The following is a 22,199-nucleotide window of genomic DNA, read 5'->3' as shown; positions in this document are numbered from 1 at the left end:
CTGTGCTGGATCCTTATGAACAGACTGCTACCCCAGCTGTTTGCGCAGCACGAATTTTTGCACCTTGCCGGTCGAGGTTTTCGGCAGCGGGGTGAAGATGATGCGTTTGGGGGCCTTGAAGTGGGCCATCTGCTCCCGGCAAAAGGCGATCAACTCCGCCTGGGTAGTCTCTCGCCCCTCTTTCAGTTTCACGAAGGCGCAGGGTACCTCCCCCCACTTCTCATCGGGCATGGCGATCACCGCAGCTTCGTCCACATCGGGATGGCGATAGAGCACGTCCTCCACCTCCAGACTGGAGATATTCTCCCCGCCGGAGATGATGATGTCCTTGGATCTGTCCTTGATCTCCACATAACCATCCGGGTGCCATACCGCCAGATCGCCACTGCGAAACCACCCCTCCGCCATCGCCTCAGCGCTGGCCGCCGGATTTTTCAGATAGCCCTTCATCACCACATTACCGCGCAGCACTATCTCCCCCATGGTTTTGCCATCCTTGGCAACCGGCTCGCCGCTGACCGGATTGATGACCCGCATCTCCCCCTGCAGAGGCGACGCAACCCCCTGCCGCGCCTTGAGGCGCGACAGCGCCGTAGCATCCTGCCCCTGCCAGCTTCTTTGCGGCTCGCACAACACGCAAGGGCCATAGGTTTCGGTCAGGCCATAGACGTGGGTCACGGCGATCCCCATCGCCTCCATCCCGGCGATCACGGTGGCGGGGGGCGCAGCGCCAGCGGTCATCACCTTGATGGGGTGATCCAGCCCCTGCTTGAGCGCCGGATCGGCATTATTGAGCATATTGAGCACGATGGGCGCCGCACAAAAATGGCTCACCTTGTGCTCGTGCAGCGCCTCATAAATGGCGGCGGCCTGCACATGACGCAGGCAGATACTCACCCCAGCGGTGGCCGCCAGCGTCCAGGGGAAACACCAGCCGTTGCAGTGAAACATCGGCAAGGTCCAGAGATAGACGGGATGTTTGGGCAGCTCCCAGGAGAGCACATTGTTGATGGCGTTGAGGTGGGCGCCGCGATGGTGATAGACCACCCCCTTGGGATTGCCAGTGGTGCCGGAGGTGTAGTTAAGGGAGATGGCCTGCCACTCATCTTGCGGCAGCCAGCCGGGCTCATCGCCGTTACCAGTGGCAATAAAGGCCTCATAGGTCAGTTCACTGACAAGCGCCCCTTCCCGGTAGAGGGGATCGTCGATGGCGATGACCAGCGGTTGGCACTCCAGCAGATCCAGCGCCTTACGCACCACACAGCCGAACTCCCTGTCCACCAGCACCACCTTGCTCTGGGCATGCTGGAAGATAAAGGCCATCGACTCTGCATCGAGCCGGGTATTGATGGTGTTGAGCACAGCGCCACTCATGGGCACCCCGAAGTGTGCTTCAAACATCGCCGGGATATTGGGCGCAACGATGGAGACGGTATCCCCCTCCCCGATACCGCGAAGCCGCAGGGCCGAGGCAAGCTGGCGGCAACGGCGGGCGGTCTCGCCCCAGCTCTGGCGCAGCGGGCCGTGGATCAGCGCCGGATAGTCGGGATAGACCCGCTCCGCCCGCCCCAAAAAGCTGATGGGGGTCAGGGCCTGGAAATTGGCGGCGGTTTTGGCAAGGTCGCGCTCATAGATGTTCTGCACTGTCATCGGGTTCCTTCCTCACAGGTGGCACAAAACGGGCAGTTTCGGGATGATTCAGAGATCAGCAAGCGACATGGGCATCCTGCCCGTCACTGGTCTCTTATGGGGATGACAGCCTAACAGCGAGCCTGCAGCGGCAGGTATTAGCAAAACGTCTTAGACAGGAGCTGCCGCCTGCCAACAGGGGCCCCTGTTTTCGTTGCAAAAAATATTTCGTTACTGGAAAGCGTGCCATTTTTTTCACAGGCTTTTTTTGGCGAAAAACGAAAAATGACGATAGTGGAATATTATTCCGTCAAAACTGCTTTATATGCCACTCCATTCATCTCGGCGCGCACTATTTTCATGGCATTTATTTAAGGCAACTCACGTTAATCGAAAACTGAAATAGTTATTGCATAATAACTTTTATTTCATATCAGCTGTTAAATCCATGGAAAATAAATTTTGTGAGCCATCCCATAAAGCGAGCATGGCACCATGTTCATCCAGCCGCACACGGGTTACGGTTACAACGTGAAACAATCCACCGGATGTTCAATATCAGGCCAGATTTCTCGCCAATCACTACGCAATACACAGTGAATTTGCGTACCTTGGATGTATGACGCAGAAACCCTATCGACCCGATATTCCGCCGAGCCCAAACCTGCTTTATCAAGGAGCATTTTATGTGTGCCGTGCCGAATACCACACCACGCAGACAATTCCCTACTGCATTTACCATTCTGTTTCTTATTATGTTGCTGGCCATTGCGCTGACCTGGATAATTCCGGCGGGCGCCTATGCCAAACTCTCTTATAATCCGGCCAGTGAAAGCCTGATGGTCAATAGCCCACAGGGGGAAATAAGCCGACTTCCCGCAACCCAGGATGCCCTGGCAAAACTCAATATCAATATTGCGGTAGAGCAATTTACCAACGGCACCATCCGCAAGCCCATCGCCATTCCCGGCACCTATGCACGGCTGGAGCAAGCGCCCAAGGGGCTCGGTGACGTGGCAGTCAGCATGGTCAAGGGCACCATAGAGGGGGCGGATATCATCGTCTTTATTCTGGTGCTCGGGGGGCTGATCGGCGTCATCAACAAGACAGGTGCCTTCAGTGCAGGGCTGGTGGCGTTGTCGCGCAAGACCCGGGGCAACGAGTTCCTGTTTGTGGCGCTGGTCTGCTTCGTAATGGCGCTGGGAGGCACCACCTGCGGACTGGAGGAAGAGGCGGTCGCCTTCTACCCCATACTGGTGCCCATCTTTCTGGCGCTCGGCTATGACTCCATCGTCTGCGTAGGGGCCATCTTCCTCGCCGCCTCCATGGGCACCACCTTCTCCACCATCAATCCCTTCTCGGTGGTAATCGCCTCCAATGCCGCCGGCATTCCCTTTACCGAGGGGCTGATCTTTCGCGCCATTGGCTGTCTGGTGGGTACCCTGGTGGTGATCGGTTATCTCTACTGGTACTGCAAGAAGATCAAGGCCAACCCGGCCTTCTCCTACACCTATGAGGACAGAGAGAGTTTTCGCGCCCGTTTTCTCAAAGAGGGCTCTATGGACGAAGGGGTGCCCTTCACCCTGCGCCGCAAGATCATTCTGACCCTGTTTATCCTCGCCTTCCCGCTGATGGTGTGGGGCGTCTCCATGGCCGGTTGGTGGTTTCCGCAGATGGCGGCCTCCTTCCTGACCATCGCCATCATCATCATTTTTATCTCGGGTCTCAAAGAGAAAGAGGCGGTCGAGGCCTTTACTCAGGGGGCGTCGGAGCTGGTGGCCGTCTCCCTCATCATCGGGCTGGCGCGGGGGGTCAATCTGGTACTGGATCAGGGGATGATCTCGGACACTATTCTGGCCTACGCCTCCGATCTGGTCTCCGGCATGCATGGCGCCGTATTCGCGGTGGCGCAGATGCTGGTGTTCACCCTCTTGGGGCTGGTGGTGCCCTCATCCTCGGGGCTCGCGGTGCTCTCCATGCCCATCATGGCGCCGCTGGCGGATACCGTGATGATCCCTCGCTATATCGTGGTGTCGGCCTACAACTGGGGGCAATACGCCATGCTGTTCCTGGCCCCCACCGGACTGGTGCTGGTCACTTTGCAGATGCTCGGCATCCAGTTCAACAAGTGGGTCAAGTTCGTGCTGCCCATGGTGGGCTTTGTGCTGGGATTTGGCGCCCTGATGCTGGTGGCGCAAGTGATGTTGGCCTGATGGGCCTGTGATACATGAGTGACAACACCCCGTGCCTGGCGCGGGGTGTTCTTTTGTCAGCCTTAGTGGCGTACCCGCCCCTGCTGGCGGAAGCAGTAGAGTTTAAGGCTGATGTCGGCGATATCGGCGGGAAGCTCCTCTCCCTGCTCGGCCAGAGGTCGGTAGAGGGATGAGAGCAGACGTTCGGCCTGCTGCACCGTGATGATGTTGGCCTGGATGGCCGGGGTGATCCAGCTGGGTAACATTGACATATCTCCCCCTCGTTGATCCGGTGATCTCGGGTGAACATCTTCATTTCAGGTCTTACGCCGTTGTCTGCCGACCCGTTCACCCTCTGCTTCACCCAATCAAAGCAAAATGCTTGCCGTGATCTCTTATCGGCCAACATCCGATGGGGCTGGAGCCATTTCTCAACCACTTGCGTGGCCATCTCAACGAACAGAGCCCTTGTTCAAGACCTCCCTTGACCTGTCCCCGTCAGCACTTTGCCACTCTGGCATTCTGCTCACCGCCCGCCTTGCAAATTGCGACTCGAATTGCCCCTTATCACAAAAGCAAAGCCCGCCATGCGTCGGAAACTGGTCACTTTTAGTCCGTTGTCGCCAAAGCCAGACACTTTTTCATGGTGGCTATTTTTTGACCTTGCCAGTGCCTGTCGCAAGCCCATCCCCCTCGCCTTGTCCGGCCAACCGGTTATGACAAGATGGCGCCAGATTGGAACAGCCCGTATGGGTATGCAGGAGAACCATAAAATGAACAGAACCATGATGACAGGTATCGGTATTGGCATCGCCTCGGCCCTGGCACTCTCGGCGGCGGCCAGCGGCTCCCTCTTTACACCCCAACCCACCTTTGCCGAGGTGATCGCCAGCAAGCCGATCACCGAGACCATCAAGACTCCCCGACAGGAGTGTCGCAACGTCACCGTGACCCACCGCAAGCCGGTACAGGATGAGCACAAGATCCTCGGCACAGTGGTTGGCGCGGCGCTGGGTGGCGTGGTTGGCCACCAGTTTGGCGGCGGCAGCGGCAAGAAGGTGGCCACCGCAGCCGGGGCGGTCGCGGGTGGCTATGCCGGCAATCAGGTGCAGGGCAATATGCAGGCGGGGGATACCTACACCACCACCGAACAGCGCTGCAAAACCGTGCAGGATACTAGCGTCAACACCATAGGTTATGACGTGACCTATCGCCTCGCAGGTCAGGAGGGGGTGATCCGCATGAAGCAAGCCCCCGGTGCCACCATTCCGGTCAAGGATGGCAAATTGGTGATCGAACCGCAAAAAGGGTAATCACCTCGGTTACTGACAAAGAGTGAAGGCCCGCCTCTTGCGAGACGGGCCTTTGGTTTATCGCTTGTTACGCGGCTTTCGTCACCTCAGGGGCAAACGGCGGCTCAACCCTTGCAGCACTTCTTCACCGCCCGCACCACGTTCTGATACCCGGTACAGCGACAGAGGTTACCTGAAAGGCCGCGGCGGATCTCCGTCTCAGTCAGCGGACGGCGTTCGGTCTTGTCGAGCAAGGCCGCACTCGCCATCACGAGGCCCGGGGTGCAAAAACCGCACTGCACCGCCCCCTCGTCGATAAAGGCCTGCTGCACGTCGGAGAGCTCATTGCCTTTGCGTTCCCCCTCCACGGTACGAATGGATTTGCCATCGGCCCACACCGCCAGATAGAGGCAGCTGTCGATAGCCGTACCATTCACCCGCACGGTACAGGCGCCGCACTCACCGACACTGCACCCCTCTTTCACACTGATAAGCCCCTGCCCGCGCAGGAAGTGGAGCAGCGACATGGTGGGCGGCACTGCATAGGAGTAAGGCTTGCCGTTGATCTCGCACTGGATCTCCACGGCGGGACAGCTTTGCGGTTGCATCATAGGATCTTGCCTCCGGCACGTTCGACTGCGCAGGCGACCACCCGCTGCGCCAGGGTTTTGATAAGGTGCAGGCGAAACTCCTTCTCTGCCCGCCAGGAGGATCGCGGCGCCACATCGGCCACCACCGCCTCGGCAATCGCTGCCAGTGTGGCGCGAGTCAGGGGTTGCCCTTCGGCCGCCGCTTCCGCGTGAGGCGTGCGCACCGGGGTCGGGGCCGCAACCCCGTAGGCCAGCCGCAAACTCTTGAAGTGCCCATCCTCAATCTGGCAGTAGGCGGCGCAGCCGATGGTGGCGATATCCATGGCATCGCGCATGGCGTATTTGAAGTAGTGGGAGCCCACATGGGGGTGCGAGTCCAGGGCAAAGTGAAACGCCACCAGGATCTCCGCCGGTTGCAGCGCAACCTTGCCGGGGCCGGTGTGAAAACCGGCGATGGGGATGCGGCGCGTACCATTGGGCCCGGCGATTTCCAGCTCTGCTTCCAGCGCGACAGTAGGCGCCGCCGAGTCGGCACTGGTGGCGCCGTTGCAGATGTTGCCGCCATAGGTGGCGACGTTGCGGATCTGCGGGCCGGCGATGGTGGCAGAGGCTTCGGCCAGCATTGGCAGGCGGCGCTGCACCAGCTCGTTTTCGATGAGCTCGGTAAAGGTGGTGCCGGAGCCGATGCGGATCGACCCATCAGGCAACTCGCACACCCCTTTGAGTTCGGGCAAGTCGTGAATATCAACGATATGGCGATAGGCGGCGTTGAGGTGATGCAGCTGGATCATCACATCGGTGCCACCGGCCAAGAGACGCGCCTCGGGATCAGCCTGACGCAGGGCGACCGCCTCGGCCACGCTGTGCGCCTTGTAGTAACGGGCAATATCAAACATGGTGTTGCTCCTCCCCTGATCCCTCGCCAATCAAACCCGCCGCGACAAACTCCCGGAACAGGGTTTTGGGGGTGATGGGCAGCTCGTTGATGGCCACCCCGGTCGCCATGCGAATGGCGTTACGGATGGCCGGGCCCGGCGAGATAATGGGCGGTTCCCCCAGGGATTTGTGGCCATAGACCGACTGGGGCTCGTAGGTCTGCACGAAGTCGCATTCAAGTTCGGGCAAATCCAGCATGGTAGGGAACTTGTAGTCGAGCAGGTTGGGGTTGCGCACCACGCCGGTTTTGGCGTCGATGATCATCTCCTCGAACAGGGACCAGCCGATCCCCATCCCCATGCCGCCGTGCACCTGCCCCTCCGCCAGCTGTGGATTGAGGATCTTGCCCGCATCGTGCAGGTTGATGATGCGATTGATGGTCACCTTGCAGAGATCGATATCAACGCTGAGATCGACAAAGGTACAGCCGAAACTGGGCGGGTTGGTGGTGGTCTTGTGGGAGACCTCGGAGGTGATCTGACCGCCGATGGTGAGGTGGTAGTAGGCGTTGACCGACACCTCGGCGACGCTGATCAACACCTTCTCCGGCGCACCGGCCAGCACCACGTAGCCGTCGATCAGGGTCAGCGATCCTACATCCTGATGGCAGAGTTGGGCCGCCAGCGACAAAATGCGGGCCCGCAGCTGCAGCGCCGCCTGATGGATTGCTGGAGCCGCCACATAGCTCTGGCGCGAGGCGAAAGAACCCGGATCGTAGGCGGTGATGTCGGTATCCTGAGTCGAAATGACCCGGATCTGCTCAAACGGAATGCCCAACGTCTGGGCTGCCATCTGGGCAAAGACGGTATCCGATCCCTGCCCTATCTCGGTGGCGCCGATCTGCAGATTGACGGTGCCATCCTGATTGAGCAGCATGCGTGCGCCAGCAATTTCGACCCCCACCGGATAGGTGTTGGAGCCGTAACTGAAACAGGCCACCCCAATGCCGCGCCGCACCCGGCTGGCAGGATCCTGTGCCAAGCATTCGGCCTTGAGCCGATCCCACTCGAACATCTCACGGCCACGCAGCAGGCAGTCCGGCAACCCGGCGCTGTAGATGGTCTTCTGGTTGACCTGATTGACATCCCCTTCCCGCGCCACGTTGGCGATCCGCACATCGAGCGGGTCTAACCCGAGTTCAGCGCAGGCATCGTCCAGCATGCACTCGAGGGCAAAAATCGCCTGCGGCGCGCCGTAACCGCGCATGGCACCGGCGGTAGGCAGGTTGCTGTAGAAGGTTTTGGCGTCATAACCGAAGGCGCTGCGCGGATAGAGGTAGCTGATCTTGTTGCCCCCGGCGCTGGCGATGGAGTGGCCGTGAGAGGCATAGCCGCCGGTGTTGGAGAGCACGTCGAGCTGATAGCCCTTGAGGGTGCCATCGCGGTTGAGGCCTATCTTGCCATCGATGGCAAAGCCGTGGCGGGTGCGGGAGGCAAAAAAGCACTCCTCCCGGCTCAGGGTCACCTTGACCGGCACACCGCCAAGCTTGTAGCTCAGAAACGCGGCCATCGGCTCTTCCAGCACATCCTGCTTGTTGCCAAAGCCGCCGCCCATATAGGGCTTGATCACCCGCACGCTCGACCAGGGCAGGCCGAGAGATTTGGCGACCCGGCTGCGCACTATCTGGGGGATCTGGGTGCTGCTGACGACGATGATGTGGTCCGGTTGATCCATGTAGGCGTAGCAGGTCACCGTCTCCAGATGGCAGTGCTGCACCACCGGCGTCCGGTAGTGCCCCTGAAACTGCAGATCGGCCGCCGCAATGACCTGCTCCGGGTCATTGGCGCGAAGCTGGCTTTGGCGCAGCAGATTGCCGCTCGGGTGGATGGGATAGGCCCCCTCGGCCAGCGCACTTTCGGCATCCGTCATCACCGGCAGCGGTTCGTAAGTCACCTTGACCAGCGCGGCAGCCTTCTCGGCCACCAGCGGATCACGGGCCACGACTATGGCGACCCCATCGCCAAAGTGGCGTACATGGTCGGTGAGCAGACGGCGGTCTTTCACATCCCGTTTGGCCTCATCGAGAGACCAGGCGTGACCGGCGGTGCGAAAACAGGTGGTGGGCACATCCTCATGGGTAAACACGGCTTCGACCCCGTGCAGGGCCAGCGCCTCGGTCGCATCGATGGCAAGCACCTTGCCGTGGGCGATATTGCTGCGCACATACTTGGCGTGGCGCATCCCGAGCATGATGTTGTCATCGGTATAGCGGGCGCTGCCGGTCACCTTGGCCTCGGCATCCACCCGCTTGAGCGGTAATCCTATGGACATATGCAAGTCCTTTTTCGAATGGAAAAATCTGGAACCGGCATAAAAAACAGCAAGATATGCGCCTGTTTCCCGCCATCGTCAGAAGAATGGGGAGAAGTGTGAAGGGGATCCCATCTAGCCCGCTTTAGCGACAAGCCAGGGGCAGCCCCTGAGCAAACGGGGCACATCAGCGGTGAAAAAAGCGGCAGAGCGAGGAGAGCAAGGGTGGGAGCCTATCAATCTGGTAGGGGGATTTATCAAAATGGTATCGCGATGCGCCCCAACTACGGAGAAGACCAAGGCGTGATGCCTGCGTGGGCGGGCTAAAAATAACAGGCATAAAAATGGGGCCGCCAGAGCGACCCCAAACGGGCGGGTTATCCCTAAATAGCCCACCCCCCAGCATAAAAGAGCACCAGCGCCAGGGCGATGACCACGGTGCCGACGTTGAGCTTGTGCCACTCCTTGGAGCAGATGCGGCCGATCACCAGCGAGCTGAAGCCGAGCATGATGCCGGTGACGATATTGCAGGTGAGTACGATAAAGACGGCGCATACCAGCCCGGACATGGCCCCGACAAAGTCATCGAAATCGAGCTTGGTGACGTTGCTCAGCATCAAGAGCCCCACGTACATCAGGGCCGGTGCGGTGGCATAGGCCGGCACCAGATAGGAGAGCGGCGAGAGGAACAGCATCAGCAGGAACAGGCCGCCGACCACAGTCGCGGTCAGGCCGGTTTTGCCCCCCGCCGCCGTGCCTGCTGCCGATTCGATATAGACGGCAGCCGGGGCAGCCCCCACCAGACTGGAGAAGATGCTGCTGACCGAGTCGGCACTGAGCGCCTTGCCGCTGTTGATGATGTGACCATCTTTATCGAGCAGGTTGGCCTGCCCCGCGACCGCCCGGATGGTGCCGGTGGCATCAAATACCGCCGTCATCACCAGCGCCAGCACGCTGGGCAACACCAGCGGCGAGAGCGCCCCCATGATATCCAGACTGAAGATGAGGGACTTGCCCTGATCGTCCGAGAGGCTAGGCAGGGCGAACAGCCCCTGATACTTCACCGCCGGATCGAAAATCAGGCCGAAGATGGAGATGGCGATGATCACCAGCAGGATCCCCCCCGGTACTCTCAGCTTCTCCAGCCCGAAGATCACCGCAAGGCCGATCAGGGACATGATGACCGGCATCGAGGTGAAGGCCCCCAGCGCCACCGGCAACCCCTCGAGCGGGTTCTTGATCACCAGCCCCACCCCGTTGGCAGCGATAAGCAGCAGAAAGAGACCGATCCCGATGCCGGTACCGTGGGCAATCCCCATCGGCAGGTTGTCGAGGATCCAGCTACGCACCCCGGTCACCGAGATGGCGGTAAACAGCACCCCCATCAGGAAGACGGCGCCCAACGCCACCGGAATGGGGATCTGCTGCCCCAGCACCAGACTGAAGGCAGTAAACGCCGTGAGGGAAATAGCGCAGCCGATGGCCATCGGCAACTTGGCCCAGAGCCCCATCAAGAGCGAACCGAACCCCGCCACCAGACAGGTGGCGACAAACACGGCGCCGGGAGGAAAGCCCGCCTTGCCGAGCATACTTGGCACCACGATCACCGAGTAGACCATGGCAAGGAAGGTGGTGAGGCCCGCCAGAATTTCCTGTCTGACGTTGCTGCCCCGCTCGCTGATCATAAAGTAGCGATCAAGAGCCGTGAGCGGCTGTTGCTTTCGTGCGCTCTGGCTGGCGTCATCATTGGCCAGCTGTTCCACGCTGTTTGTCCTGCTGTTTGCTTGGGTCATACCCAACTCCTTCACACGCGCCTGAATGTTCCATGACGAAATGGCGACAGGATCTGCGGGTCTGCCGAGCGCCTGTCTGGTGAAAAACAGGCGATGGTGGCAGAAGATGCGACAGACAGACCAGGGCAGGCAGCCTTGACTCAAACGTTTGCCTTGCTGGTCAAAAAAACCGGGCCATTTCACGTTCTATGCGGGGAGATCCCCTGTGGTGCGGCAAGACTGGCGCCCCTGTGGGGCACGCCAGCCGCCGTATTCGTTGGGGCTGCGCCGCGTCAGCCCACTCCAGCCCCTACCCCCGTTCATGCACCAGTTGGCCATCCACATAGGTGCGGTAGATGGATCTGTCATCCCCCAGGGTCAGCAACACAAAGAGCTTGTCCCGCAGGGTGGTGGAGTTGTCATAACGCAGCTGCTGCAGCGGGGTGGCGACCGGGTCGAGCACCACGAAGTCCGCCTCCTTGCCCACCGCAAAGCTGCCGATCTTCTCATCCAGCCCCAGCGAATGGGCGCCGCCCAGGGTCGCCAGATAGAAGGCCTGATAGGCGGAGAGCCGCTCGCCCTGCAGTTGCATCACCTTGTAGGCCTCGTTGAGGGTCTGCAGCATGTTGAAGGTGGTGCCGGCGCCGATGTCGGTGCCCATCCCCACCTTCACCTGCTTGCGCCACGCCTTGTGCAGCTTGAACAGGCCGCTGCCCAGATAAAGATTCGATGTGGGGCAGAAGGCGATGGTGGAGCCGGTCTCCTTCAGGCAATCCCACTCCTGCTCTTCCAGATGGACGCAGTGGGCAAAGACGCAGTTGTGGCCGGTGAGCCCATGCTGGTGATAGACATCGAGATAACCCTTGTGCGCCGGGAAGAGGGATTTGACCCAGGCGATCTCGTCCTTGTTCTCGCACAGATGGGTGTGCAGATAGGTGGTGGGAAACTCTTCGCGCAGTCGCCGCGCCATCGCCAGCTGCTCGGGTGTCGAAGTGGGTGCAAATCGTGGTGTGATGGCATAGAGCAGTCGACCATTGCCGTGCCAGCGCTCGATAAGCTGCTTGCTCTGCACATAGCTGCTCTCGGCGGTATCGAGCAGATAATCGGGGGCATTGCGATCCATCATCACTTTGCCCGCGATCATCCGCATATTGATGCGGCTGGCCGCCTCGAACAGCGCATCCACCGACTCGGGGTGAACGGTGCCGAACACCAGCGCCGTGGTGGTGCCGTTGCGCAGCAGCTGCTTGATAAAGAAGGTGGACATCTCGCGGGCATACTCGAGATCGTTGTAACGCCGCTCGGCCGGGAAGGTGTGGCGGTTGAGCCACTCCAGCAGTTGCTCGCCATAGGCCCCCACCATCTCGCTCTGGGGATAGTGAATGTGGGTGTCGACAAAGCCAGGCACTATCATCTTGCCGCGATAATCGCGCACCCGCACCTCGGCCGGAATGCGATCCTTCCCCTCCTCCCACTCACCGAACCAGTCGATGCAGCCGTTGCGAATGATCAGCAGACCATCCTCGATAAGACGGGCGTTGGACTCAATCTCCTCGGGCTGATCCACCACCCGGGTGATGTCGAAGAAGCTGCCGCGTACCGCTTTGACAGAGTTGTCGTTTTTCATAACCGTTTCCCTGTTTTTCTTGTTCTGTTGACGTTTTTTGCCGGTTTAACCGTCAGATCCGTTCCACTTGTGGCGCCACCGCCTGCCCGGGCACTGGCTCTGGTGAACCCTCCCCCTTGCTGGCCGATGGCTGGCCTGCACTGCGGGCGGTAAAGATCACATCCGGCTTGTCGCTCAGCTGGATCACCTCCACCGCCTCGGCATCCCTGACGGCCGCCTTGCGTTTGCGGCTTTGCGGCAGCACCAGATTCATGATGATGGCGGTGATGCCGCCGGCGCAGATGGGATTCTCCACCAGCATGTAGATACCCGCCGGCAGCACCTTGAAGACGTTCGGGTCATAGGAGACCCCGAGCCCAAGACCCAGCGAGGTGGCGACGATCAGGGTCTCCCGCCGATCGAAACCGTGGCTGATGATGATGCGACCACCGGCGATGGCGATCATGGAGAACATGATGACCATGGCGCCCCCCATCACAGGTGACGGTATGGTGGTAAAGAAGCGCCCTACTACGGGGAAGAGCCCCAGCAGCACCAAGATGACGGCGATAAACTTGCCCACATGGCGCGAGGCCACCCCGGTCATCTGGATCACCCCGTTGTTCTGGGCAAAGGTGGTGAGTGGCAAAGAGCCGAGGGCCGAGGCGATCACCGATACCAGACCGTCCGCCAGTACGCCGCCGGAGAGCCGCTTTTGAAACTCGGGGCCCTGAATATCCCGGTGGGAAACCATGGCGGTGGCGGTGATGTCCCCCACCGCCTCCAGCACGCTCAACAGATAGATGGTGCCCGCCAGCATAAAGGCGTGAAAGTCGAAGGAGAAACCGTACTTGAACGGGATCGGTACCGTAATAAGCGGCAGGTTCTCAAGGGCGGAGAAATCCACCATGCCGAGCATCAGGGCCACCGCATAGCCCACCATCAGGCCGATGGCAATGCCGCTCATCCGCAGCAGCGGACTTCGGCTGCAGTTGAAGGCGACGATGACGCAGAGCACCAGCAGCCCCAGCCCGATGTGCTCGTATTTGCCAAAGGTGCCGCTGCTCATGGCGGAGAAACCGCCGCCAAAGTCGATGATCCCTACCTTGATAAGGCTAAGACCAATCATCAAAACCACTACCCCACTCACGGTCGGAGTGATCACCCGCTTGAGGTAGGGCAGCACGAAGGAGGAGCCCATCACCAGAAAGGCACCAACAAAGGAGACCCCGAGCAGGGTCGAGACGATCAGCTCCTCGTGGATGCCATCTTTTTTCATGGCGCCGCCGAGCGCGATCATCACGGTCACGAAGGAGAAGTTGACCGACTGGATGGAGAGCAGCCCCGAACCGATGGGGCCATAACGGTTCACCTGCAACCAGGTGCCGATACCGGAGGCGATCATCGCCATGGAGACCAGATAGGCGGTGATCTCGGTGGATAGGCCCAGGGCGCCACCGACGATCAGCGCCGGGGTCACCATGGGGACAAAAATGGCCAGCAGATGGGTCACTGCGCCCATCAGGGTTTGATAAAACGGGGGTTTGTCTTCCAGCTCGTAAATGAGATCCGAGTGCTTGCGTGTTGTTTTAGACATCGTGTTTGTCCCATCACACAGAATGTAGGCGGAGTACTCATTCCGCCGTCAGGCGCTGGGGGCGAGCTGGCGCCCGCCCCTCACCTTTTCTTTTGTTATGCCGACACTTTTTGCTCCAGCTTGCCCAGTTCGCGCAGGATCTGCTCCGGCGTGAAGTGCCACTTGCGCAGCCAGACACCGCAGGCGTCGTGGATGGCGGTGGCAATGGCCGGTGCCGCGCCGTTCACCCCGATCTCCGAGATGGACTTGGCGCCGTAGGGGCCAACCTTGTCATCACTCGGTACCAGGAAGGCCCGGAAGTCGCGGGGAATGTCGCCAATCTTGGGCGCACCATAGCTCTTCAGATCCCGGGTGAGCGGGATGCCCTTGCTGTCGTAGCAGATCTCTTCGGTCATGGTGTGGCCGATGGCCCGCATGGTCGCCCCGTAGATCTGGCCGAGGGCCAGCTCCGGGTTGATGGGGGTACCGCAGTCGAGCAGGGCGTAGAACTTGTCGAGACGGATCTCGCCGGTTCTGACGTTGACCGCCACCTCGGCGAAGTTGGCGCCATACGGGAAGGCGAGTTCCGAGGTGATATAGCTGGCGGTGCCCACCAGAATGCCGAAGCCGGTACCTGTCTCCGCCTTGTGGGCCAGCTTGGCGAGGCTCACCTCCCCCTGCTTGCCGCGCACTATGCCCGGATGAACAAGCTCCACATCCTCCACCGGCTCACCCAGCATGGCGGCGCCGTGGAACAGGATCTTCGCCTTGAGGTTCTCGGCCGCCATCTTGGCCGCATTGCCGGAGAAGCAGGTACCGGACGAGGCGTAAGCCCCCTTGTCGAACAGGGCATGGTCGGTGTCACCAGAGATCACATGCACATCGCTGAGCGGGCAACCGAGCACCTCGGCGGTCAGCTTGGCCACCACGGTATCGAGGCCGGTGCCGATATCGGCGCCACCGGAGTGGACGATAAAGGTGCCGTCCGATTCCAGCTTGACCATGCAGTTGGCCTGATCGATATCCGGGATCCCCGATTTTTGCATGATGATGGCGACGCCACGGCCGATGCGCCAATCCCCGTCGGCGGGTTTGGGGCTATCCCAGGCAATCAGTTCGCGACCCTGTTTGAGGATGGGTTCGAGGGCACAGCTGGCCGCATGGGGCACAGAGGTAGGCATCTTGCCCTCGCCGATGGCACCCAGCACCTTGAGGATGTCCCCTTCGTGCACTCGGTTGTGCTCCACCATGTCGAGCTGATCGATGCCCAGTTTCTCGGCCAGCTCGGCAATGGCCATGGTCAGGGCAAAGTTGCCCTTGGGCGCGCCGTAACCCTGATAGGCCCCGGTCGGACAGATGTTGCTGTAGTAGGTGTTGACGGTAAAGCGCACGTTGTCGCACGGATAGAGCGGCAGGGAGAGCGCCGGGCCGTTGCTCGGCACCGTCAATGAGTGGTTGCCGTAAGGGCCGGTGTTGGCGCGAAAATCCATGTCGATGGCGGTGATGGTGCCATCTTTTTTAGCCCCCACTTTCACCTTTACCTTGGCCACGTGGCGGGAGGTGTTGCTGATGAACTCCTCTTCACGGGTATAGCGGAAGGTGACGGGACGGCCGGTGACCTTGGTCGCCCAGGCGCACACCTCTTCCAGCAGGATATCCTGCTTGGAGCCAAAGCCGCCCCCTACCCGCTCCTTGATCACATGCACCTGATGCTGCTTGAGGCCCACAATGCGCGCGACCTGACGGCGCACGTGCCACGGCACCTGGGTGGAGGCGTGAATAACCAGACGATCGCCATCCATGTAGGTAAAGCAGATGTGCGGTTCGGTCGGGCACTGCTGGGCCTGGGTCGATTCGTATGTCCGTTCGACGATCTCGTCCGCCTCGGCAAAGCCTTTTGCCACATCACCGATCTGGCCATGGACGCTGGCGGCCAGGTTCTCGTGCGGGCGAGAGCCGATGGGGAAGTTGATGATCATGTGCTCGTCGCCACGGCGTACCGAGCAGGCGTTCTGCTGCTCGAGATCCGCAGGCGCACCGGCCATGTAGATGATGGGTTCGTCGTGGACCAGCGGGGCATTGGGGGCCATCGCCTCATCGATATTCATGACCGCAGGCAACACCTGATACTCGACCTCGATGAGTTTCAGCGCCGCCAGCGCGACCGCTTCGCTCTCGGCCACCACGGCGGCGACCCTGTCACCTACGTGGCGCACCTTGCGGCTGAACATGCGGCGATCGAGCGGTGACGGCTCGGGCGCACTCTGACCACCCGGGGTGTAAAACACATCCGGGCAGTTGAGGTGGGTGATGACATGCACGACGCCCGGCAGCGCTTGCGCGCGGCTCACATCGAGTTTGGTGATCACCGCATGGGGATGGGGACTGCGCAGCATCTTGATGATCAGCGCATCTTCAGTAACTCGATCCTCCACGTAGCAGGGCTTGGCCTGCACCATCTTGGCGGCGTCCACTTTTGGACAGCTCTTGCCGATATGGCGCAAATCGTCGCGAAACTCGGGGGCGATCTGGCACAGGTAATCGGGATCCTTCATCCGTGAACAGGCAAGCTCGATGGCCTGATAAAACTGCTGATAACCGCCATCGCGGTGAAACAGGCCCGAGAGGGCATCGTCGATTTGATCACGGGTAGGCTCGGGGTGGCGATCAAGCAGGTCGGTGACGATGAGCGCGGCGGCCGGATCGTTGTAGCCGGACTGCACCACGCCCACATCCACCATTGCCTGCTGTACCAGACTGAGCTGGTTCCAGCTGCCCAGCGACTCGGCGGTGCGCACGTCTGCTCCATCCAGCTGGGCGGCGATCAGCAGGGAGGCGTTGATCACCTTGCCATTGAAGAGAATGGCGTCGGAGCCGGCAAAACCGAAGCCGTCGTCACTGTTGCGCACCGAGTGCATCCGGCATTGGTTGAACAGCACCCGCTGGGCATTGTCACCGGCCTTGCAGATGACGGTGCGCAGGGCACCGTTCAGGGTAAAGTTGAGTTCCATCATGCTTGCACCTCCTGCTGCTGGCAATCCACCAGCAGATCCGCCACCAATACGCCGGTGATATACCGCTTGTAACTTATGCTGCCCGCCAGATCTTCACGGGGCGCAATCAGCTCGCTTACGGCGGCCTCCAGCGCGGCATCGTGCAGTTCGCGGCGCTCCAGATCACGCAGGCGCATCGGCTGCGGGGTGACGCCAGCGACGGCCACCCGCATCTCGCCAATGCTGTCAAGGGCCACGGCGGCGGTCATTACCGCCAAGCCATCGGCGTTGCGGCTGATGCGGCGAGTGGCGCAGCGCAGTTCAGGCTCCGGCAGCACAATCCCCAGCACCAGGGCATTGCGCTGCCCCGCCAGATAGGCGTCGATGGGTTGCAGCAGGTTGTTCTCCAGCACCACCACCGCTTCGAGTACCAGCAGCACCGGCAGCAAGGGGGAATCCTGCTGTTGGCAGGCAAGTTCGCCGCCGAGGGTGGCCTGATTGCGCAGATGGCGGGAGTAGACAAACCCCAACGCGTCGCACAGGGCGGCCGGGGTACGGGGATCATCTTTCAGGGTCTGCAGGGTGACGGTGGCGCCGATATGGAGCTGGCCATGCTGTTGCTCTATCTGGTTCAGTCCCAGCTTGTCCAGTGAGATAGCGACCTTCTTGTCGGTGCGAGTCGGAGCGGCGTTAAGCTTGCTGCCGCCCCCCATGTAGACGGCGTCGTTGCCGAAACTGGCCTTGAGTTCCAAAGCCTGACCCAGTTGCTCGGGTCGGAAGAATTGCTCAATCATGTGTCGTCCTTACTCTTGCTGCCCGCCGCCGGGAAAATCCACAGGGCGGGCAATCCGGTCCAAAACTGTGGAAGGTGGCCTTAGGCCAGCTGATCCATCCGTTGCCACAGGCGGCTCGCCACCTTGCTGGCCTGCTCGTAAATGGGCGCGACGTCAAAGGCGAACTCGCGATCCTGATAGACCATGCGCCCCTCCACCATCACGCTGTTGACGCAGGCAGATCCCATGCCGAAGGCGAGATGGCCACCGAGGTTGCGCGGCGCCAGCGGGGTCGGTGCGCCGTAGTCGCAAATGGTGAGGTCGGCCTTGTAGCCCGGCTCCAGGCGGCCAAATTTGGCGCCGAAGTTGCGCTCCAGCAAGGTGTTGCCGTTCCACAGGAACCGGGCAAAGCTGTCGGGCCACAGGGCACCACCGGCATCCTTATGTTTGAAGTAGGCAAACTTGAGCTCTTCGAGCATGTCGGAGCCGATACCATCGGTGCCAAGCGCCAGATTGCGATACTCCGGCAGGTGCATGTTGTAGCCCACATGGTTGTTCATGTTGGAGCGGGCGTTATGCACCAGGAAGGCATCGCGGCTGTTGAGCAGCTCGATGTCGGCCGGGCTCAGGTAGATGCCGTGAGCGACAAGCGACTTGCTGTCGATAAGGCCAAACTCGTCCAGCCGGGCGATGGGCTCCTTGCCATGGTGGTGATGACCGTGGGCCATGTCGTATCTGTCTTCCGCCACATGGATATGCAGGCCGCGACCGGTGACCTGCACCGCTTCGCGCAGCATGGCCAGCCCCTCGTCGGGGACGGTGAAGGGGGCGTGGGCACCGATATGAGCCTCCACCAGATAGGGTTCGTTCCCCTTGGCCTTGGCCGCATCGATCTGTTGGGCGAACAGGATGTTCTCCTCTACCCCGGCCTGCAGCTCGGCGAGACCGCCGTTGCGATCCGTGGTTTCGAAGCAGGTCATGCCGCGCAGGCCCACCTCCACAAACCCTCTGCGCAATACATTCAACGAGCCCTTGATGAAGTTGGGCGAGGCGTGGTGGTCGATCACCGCACTGCAACCGCTTTTGATCGCTTCCAGCGAGCAGATGAGGCCGCTGTAGTAGAGGGACTCCTCATCGAGCGCCCGATCGAGCCGCCACCAGAGGTTTTTCAGGGTGGAGATAAAATCCGGGCAGGGGGCGATATTGGCCATGATCCCCCGCGACAGGCCGGAGTAGAAGTGGTTGTGGGCACAGACGATGCCCGGCATCACCAGCTTGCCCCCCATCTCCCGATAGTTGGCCTCCGGGTAGAGGGCCCGCAGATTGGGCCCCACCGCTTTGATAAGGGTGCCTTCGATGGCGATATCCACCCCTTCCAGCACCCGGGTCGGCTCAAGCTGGACGGCGGTGACGTTCTTCAGAATAAACATGGTTTGCTCCTTCGCTTATTCGTTGTTCGTTCAGGCCTCGACGGCCCCCAGCAGGTAGTGGTGATGAGCGTGGACATGGCTGATGATGCGGCACATGTCGCCAAGGGCCGCTGGCGCATCCTTGATCCGGCTCTGGGCATCGATGGTCAGGCGATAGGTCTCGCCATCCTGACGCACCCGCAGTTCGCCACCATCCGCCAGATAGAAACCAGGGTTGCGGCTGTTGTCGAAATCCTCGGGCAGGCTGAAGATGGTGACCTTGTCCTGATAGGGCTTGCCCTGCCACGGGCAGAACTGGGCGCAGTTGCCACATTCGTTGCAGTAGGCATCCAAGTGCAGGGTCTGGAACTGGTCTTTGAAGCCCGGTACCGGGATGGCGATGTTGGCCCGGTTGGGGCAGACATCCACGCACTTGCTGCAGAGGTAGTTGCACTCGAGGCAACGGTGCGCCTCTTGCGCCACGAAGGCATCACGCTCGTTCTTGTCGACCAGGGTGACAGCGATGCTCCCCTTGCGGCGGTAGATCTCATCCTTGCCCGACGGCTGGATGGTCACTTCACTCTGCTGGCTGGCGATATGCTCGCGAGATAGCACCAGATCCGCGGCGCGGCGGGCGCCACCGATGGCACCGACGATGGAGGACGGGCCGCTCTGCACGTCACCGATGAGGAAGACGTTGCGACGGCTGGTTTCGCCAGTCTGGCTATCCACCTCGGGCCAGCCATCGCTGCCAAGGGGAATGCCCATCGCTTTCAATACTTCGCAATCAGGCTGCTCGCCGATGGCGGTGATCAGCGCATCCATCTGCATCACTTCGGTCTGCTCGGTGGGCACCGGACGGCGGCGGCCCTGCTCGTCAGGATCCCCCAGCGCCATCATCCGCACGGTGAGCTTACCATCTTTGTCAAAGCGCTCCGGATTGGTGAGGAAGCAGAAACGTACCCCATCCTCCACCGCTTCCAGAACCTCCTCGCGATAGGCGGGCATCTCTTTTTCGCTGCGGCGGTAGATAACGGTCACATCGCTGACACCGGGCACCTTGAGGGCAGCGCGGGCACAGTCCATGGCGGTGTTACCGGCGCCGATCACCGCCACATGGCGGCCCAGCGGCAGCGGTTTGCCCTGATTGAAGCTGCGCAGGAAGTTGAAGGACTTGTAGACCCGATCATGTCCCCCTTCTAGGCGCATGCCGCCATTCTTGTCGGCGCCGATGCCGACGAAGACATAGGTAAAGCCCTGGGCGTGCAGCTTGTCGACGGTGAGCGCCGGATCGCAACCAAACTCGAACTTGACCCCGTGGGCGGCGACAAAGTCGATGTCGTGCTGGATAAGCTCGGCCGGGATGCGGAACTCGGGGATGATGTGTTTGACCACGCCACCGGCATCCGCTTCGCGCTCGAACACGGTGACCGGATGACCGGCACGGGCCAGAAAGTAACCGGCGGAGAGACCGGCGGGGCCGGCACCAATAACCGCAACCGGGTGCTTGTCACCACTGCCTGCCGGTTTGTGCCAGCGGGCCTTGTACCCTTCCCAGCCGCGCTCCAGCGCCACCTTTTTCAGCTCACGGATATTGAGCGCGCTGTCGTAATCCAGACGAGTACAGTTGTACTGGCACTGGTGATCGCAGATATGGCCGGTGATGGCGGGCAAGGCGTTGCGCTGATAAATCAGCTCAAGGGCTGCCACATACTCCCCCTCGCCCATCAGGCGAATGTACTCGGGGATATCCTGATGCACGGCGCAGGCGGTGACGCAGGGTGCCACGTAGCAGTCGGTCAGCGGCAGACCACCGCCCACTTCGATGCGATCCTCGGACTTCCACTCCTTCTGGGTGTAATCCATGGTGAGGGCCTTGGCGGCAAGCGCTTCCAGCTTGGCCACATCCACCTGACTCATGCCCCAACTGTCGGAGGCATCGATCTCTTTGAGACACTCAATCTGGCGCAGGTAGCCACCCGGTTTGAGCAGGTCGGTGGCCATGGTGATGGGACGAATGCCGGTCTCAAATATTTCGGCGATGTTGAACTTGCTGGCACCACCGGAGTAGGAGATGGGCAGCTTGCCATCGAAGGCGCGAGACAGCACGGCCGCCACGTTGATGGAGAGCGGGAACAGCGCACGGCCGGACATGTACATCTCATCGCCGGGCAGCGCCCCTTTGCGGTTGATGGTGCCCAGGGTGTTGGTCAGCTTGACCCCGAAGGTGAGCCCCTTCTCGGCCCCCAGCGCCATCAATCTGGTCAGCATCGCCTTGGCCTGATCCAGCTTGAGGTCGTGATCGAACGACTCTTCGCTCAGACCAATGTAATCAAAGCCGCAAGTGTCGAGGATCTCGCGCACCCGCGGGTAGCCCAGCAGGGTCGGGTTCAGTTTGACGAAGGTGTTGAGTCCCTTCTCTTCCAGCATGTAGCGGCAGATGGCCTCAATCTCGTTGGGCGGGCAGCCGTGCATGGTAGAGAGGGTGACGCCGTGAACCAGATTGGCCGGGATGCGCTCCACCAGCTGTTGCAGGCGATCGCGGCGGGCACCCAGTCCCAGCTCGGCGATAAACTGCTCATCGGCCACCAGCTCGCGCAGCACTTGCTGGTACTCGGCAAACTTCGGACTTTGGCTTGCATCCATCAGGCTGTGGATAAACTGCTGCATCGGCGGCTGTTTGATGCCATCGAGGTTGTACCCCACGCTCATGTTGAAGATGAAGGACTTGGCCTCCCCGTCGAGACGCGGGTCAAACACCTCCTCCAGCAGATAGAGGGCAAACCAGGCCTTCAGGTACTCGTCGAATGCCTTGGGCAGGGTGAACTCGGTAGACCACTCGGTGTTGAAGCACTCGTCTTCGGCATCGATGCAGGGCTTTTCCAGTTCGAGACGGTCCAGGATCTGCACCGTCTTGAGCTCGATAAAGCGCCCGCCGGTCAGCCAGGAGGTGACGATATTCTGGGCCAACTGGGTATGGGGGCCAGCTGCCGGGCCAATGGGGGTCTCGCAGGTTTCACCGAACACCTTGATCTTGCGCTCGTCCTGCTTGCGATAGAATTGCGCGGCGGGAATACCGAAAATGCTCTCACTCTCTTTATATTCCGCGAAAATACGGATCAGCAGATTCTTGAACGGAACGGGTCGCATAATATCGCCCATGGCTATCTCCTTGCAGCTG

General features: G+C 60.6%; 14 protein-coding genes. 2 read left to right on the top strand and 12 right to left on the bottom strand.

Annotation, left to right across the window (positions count from 1 at the left end; translation table 11 throughout):
- Positions 1-27: 27 nt before the first annotated feature.
- Complete coding sequence (locus I6L47_RS02435; RefSeq protein ID WP_216948575.1) at positions 28-1,650, bottom strand: acyl-CoA synthetase; 1,623 nt, start codon at positions 1,648-1,650, stop codon at positions 28-30.
- 665 nt (positions 1,651-2,315) lie between these two features.
- On the opposite strand from I6L47_RS02435, the gene I6L47_RS02430 reads away from it, so the two are divergent.
- Positions 2,316-3,842, top strand: coding sequence for a YfcC family protein (locus I6L47_RS02430; RefSeq protein WP_201910884.1), 1,527 nt, complete (start codon positions 2,316-2,318; stop codon positions 3,840-3,842).
- A 62-nt stretch (positions 3,843-3,904) separates the two neighbouring features.
- On the opposite strand, the gene I6L47_RS02425 is transcribed toward I6L47_RS02430, so the two are convergent.
- Positions 3,905-4,093 (bottom strand): hypothetical protein, encoded by a 189-nt coding sequence (locus I6L47_RS02425; protein ID WP_005345660.1) that lies wholly within the window; start codon positions 4,091-4,093, stop codon positions 3,905-3,907.
- Positions 4,094-4,594: 501 nt separating this feature from the next.
- On the opposite strand from I6L47_RS02425, the gene I6L47_RS02420 reads away from it, so the two are divergent.
- Complete coding sequence (locus tag I6L47_RS02420; RefSeq protein WP_254204802.1) at positions 4,595-5,134, top strand: glycine zipper 2TM domain-containing protein; 540 nt, start codon at positions 4,595-4,597, stop codon at positions 5,132-5,134.
- A 104-nt stretch (positions 5,135-5,238) separates the two neighbouring features.
- Here I6L47_RS02420 and xdhC read toward each other — a convergent pair whose 3' ends face one another.
- From xdhC to ygfK, 10 genes are all read right to left on the bottom strand, one after another.
- Positions 5,239-5,724, bottom strand: coding sequence for a xanthine dehydrogenase iron sulfur-binding subunit XdhC (gene xdhC, locus I6L47_RS02415; protein WP_216948574.1), 486 nt, complete (start codon positions 5,722-5,724; stop codon positions 5,239-5,241).
- A complete protein-coding gene (xdhB, locus tag I6L47_RS02410; RefSeq protein ID WP_216948573.1) occupies positions 5,721-6,599 on the bottom strand; it encodes a xanthine dehydrogenase FAD-binding subunit XdhB in 879 nt (292 codons plus the stop codon). Before xdhB ends, xdhC begins: the two co-directional genes overlap by 4 nt.
- Positions 6,592-8,910 carry a xanthine dehydrogenase molybdenum-binding subunit XdhA gene (gene xdhA, locus I6L47_RS02405; protein ID WP_216948572.1) on the bottom strand — a complete coding sequence of 773 codons (2,319 nt, stop codon included), beginning with the start codon at positions 8,908-8,910 and terminating at the stop codon, positions 6,592-6,594. Before xdhA ends, xdhB begins: the two co-directional genes overlap by 8 nt.
- A 362-nt stretch (positions 8,911-9,272) precedes the next feature.
- Positions 9,273-10,574, bottom strand: a complete 1,302-nt coding sequence (locus tag I6L47_RS02400) for an NCS2 family permease (protein ID WP_254204850.1) — start codon at positions 10,572-10,574, stop codon at positions 9,273-9,275.
- 397 nt (positions 10,575-10,971) lie between these two features.
- Positions 10,972-12,288, bottom strand: coding sequence for a guanine deaminase (gene guaD / locus I6L47_RS02395; RefSeq protein WP_005336781.1), 1,317 nt, complete (start codon positions 12,286-12,288; stop codon positions 10,972-10,974).
- A 52-nt stretch (positions 12,289-12,340) separates the two neighbouring features.
- Positions 12,341-13,864 carry a nucleobase:cation symporter-2 family protein gene (locus I6L47_RS02390; RefSeq protein ID WP_040069821.1) on the bottom strand — a complete coding sequence of 508 codons (1,524 nt, stop codon included), beginning with the start codon at positions 13,862-13,864 and terminating at the stop codon, positions 12,341-12,343.
- A gap of 95 nt (positions 13,865-13,959) precedes the next feature.
- Positions 13,960-16,857, bottom strand: a complete 2,898-nt coding sequence (locus I6L47_RS02385) for a molybdopterin-dependent oxidoreductase Mo/Fe-S-binding subunit (protein WP_216948571.1) — start codon at positions 16,855-16,857, stop codon at positions 13,960-13,962.
- Positions 16,854-17,630, bottom strand: a complete 777-nt coding sequence (gene ygfM, locus I6L47_RS02380; RefSeq protein WP_216948570.1) for a molybdopterin-dependent oxidoreductase FAD-binding subunit — start codon at positions 17,628-17,630, stop codon at positions 16,854-16,856. The genes I6L47_RS02385 and ygfM overlap by 4 nt, the downstream gene beginning before the upstream one ends.
- A gap of 80 nt (positions 17,631-17,710) precedes the next feature.
- Positions 17,711-19,039: a putative aminohydrolase SsnA gene (gene ssnA / locus I6L47_RS02375; RefSeq protein ID WP_216948569.1), complete on the bottom strand. Its 1,329-nt coding sequence runs from the start codon at positions 19,037-19,039 to the stop codon at positions 17,711-17,713.
- A gap of 30 nt (positions 19,040-19,069) precedes the next feature.
- On the bottom strand, positions 19,070-22,180 hold the full coding sequence (gene ygfK / locus I6L47_RS02370; protein WP_216948568.1) for a putative selenate reductase subunit YgfK: 3,111 nt from the start codon (positions 22,178-22,180) through the stop codon (positions 19,070-19,072).
- Positions 22,181-22,199 lie beyond the last annotated feature (19 nt).

It is taken from the genome of Aeromonas sp. FDAARGOS 1417, from assembly GCF_019046985.1.
Taxonomy (GTDB): Bacteria; Pseudomonadota; Gammaproteobacteria; order Enterobacterales; family Aeromonadaceae; genus Aeromonas; species Aeromonas veronii.
Note: the sequence above shows the minus strand (reverse complement) of the source record. Positions and strands in the feature narration are given on the sequence as shown.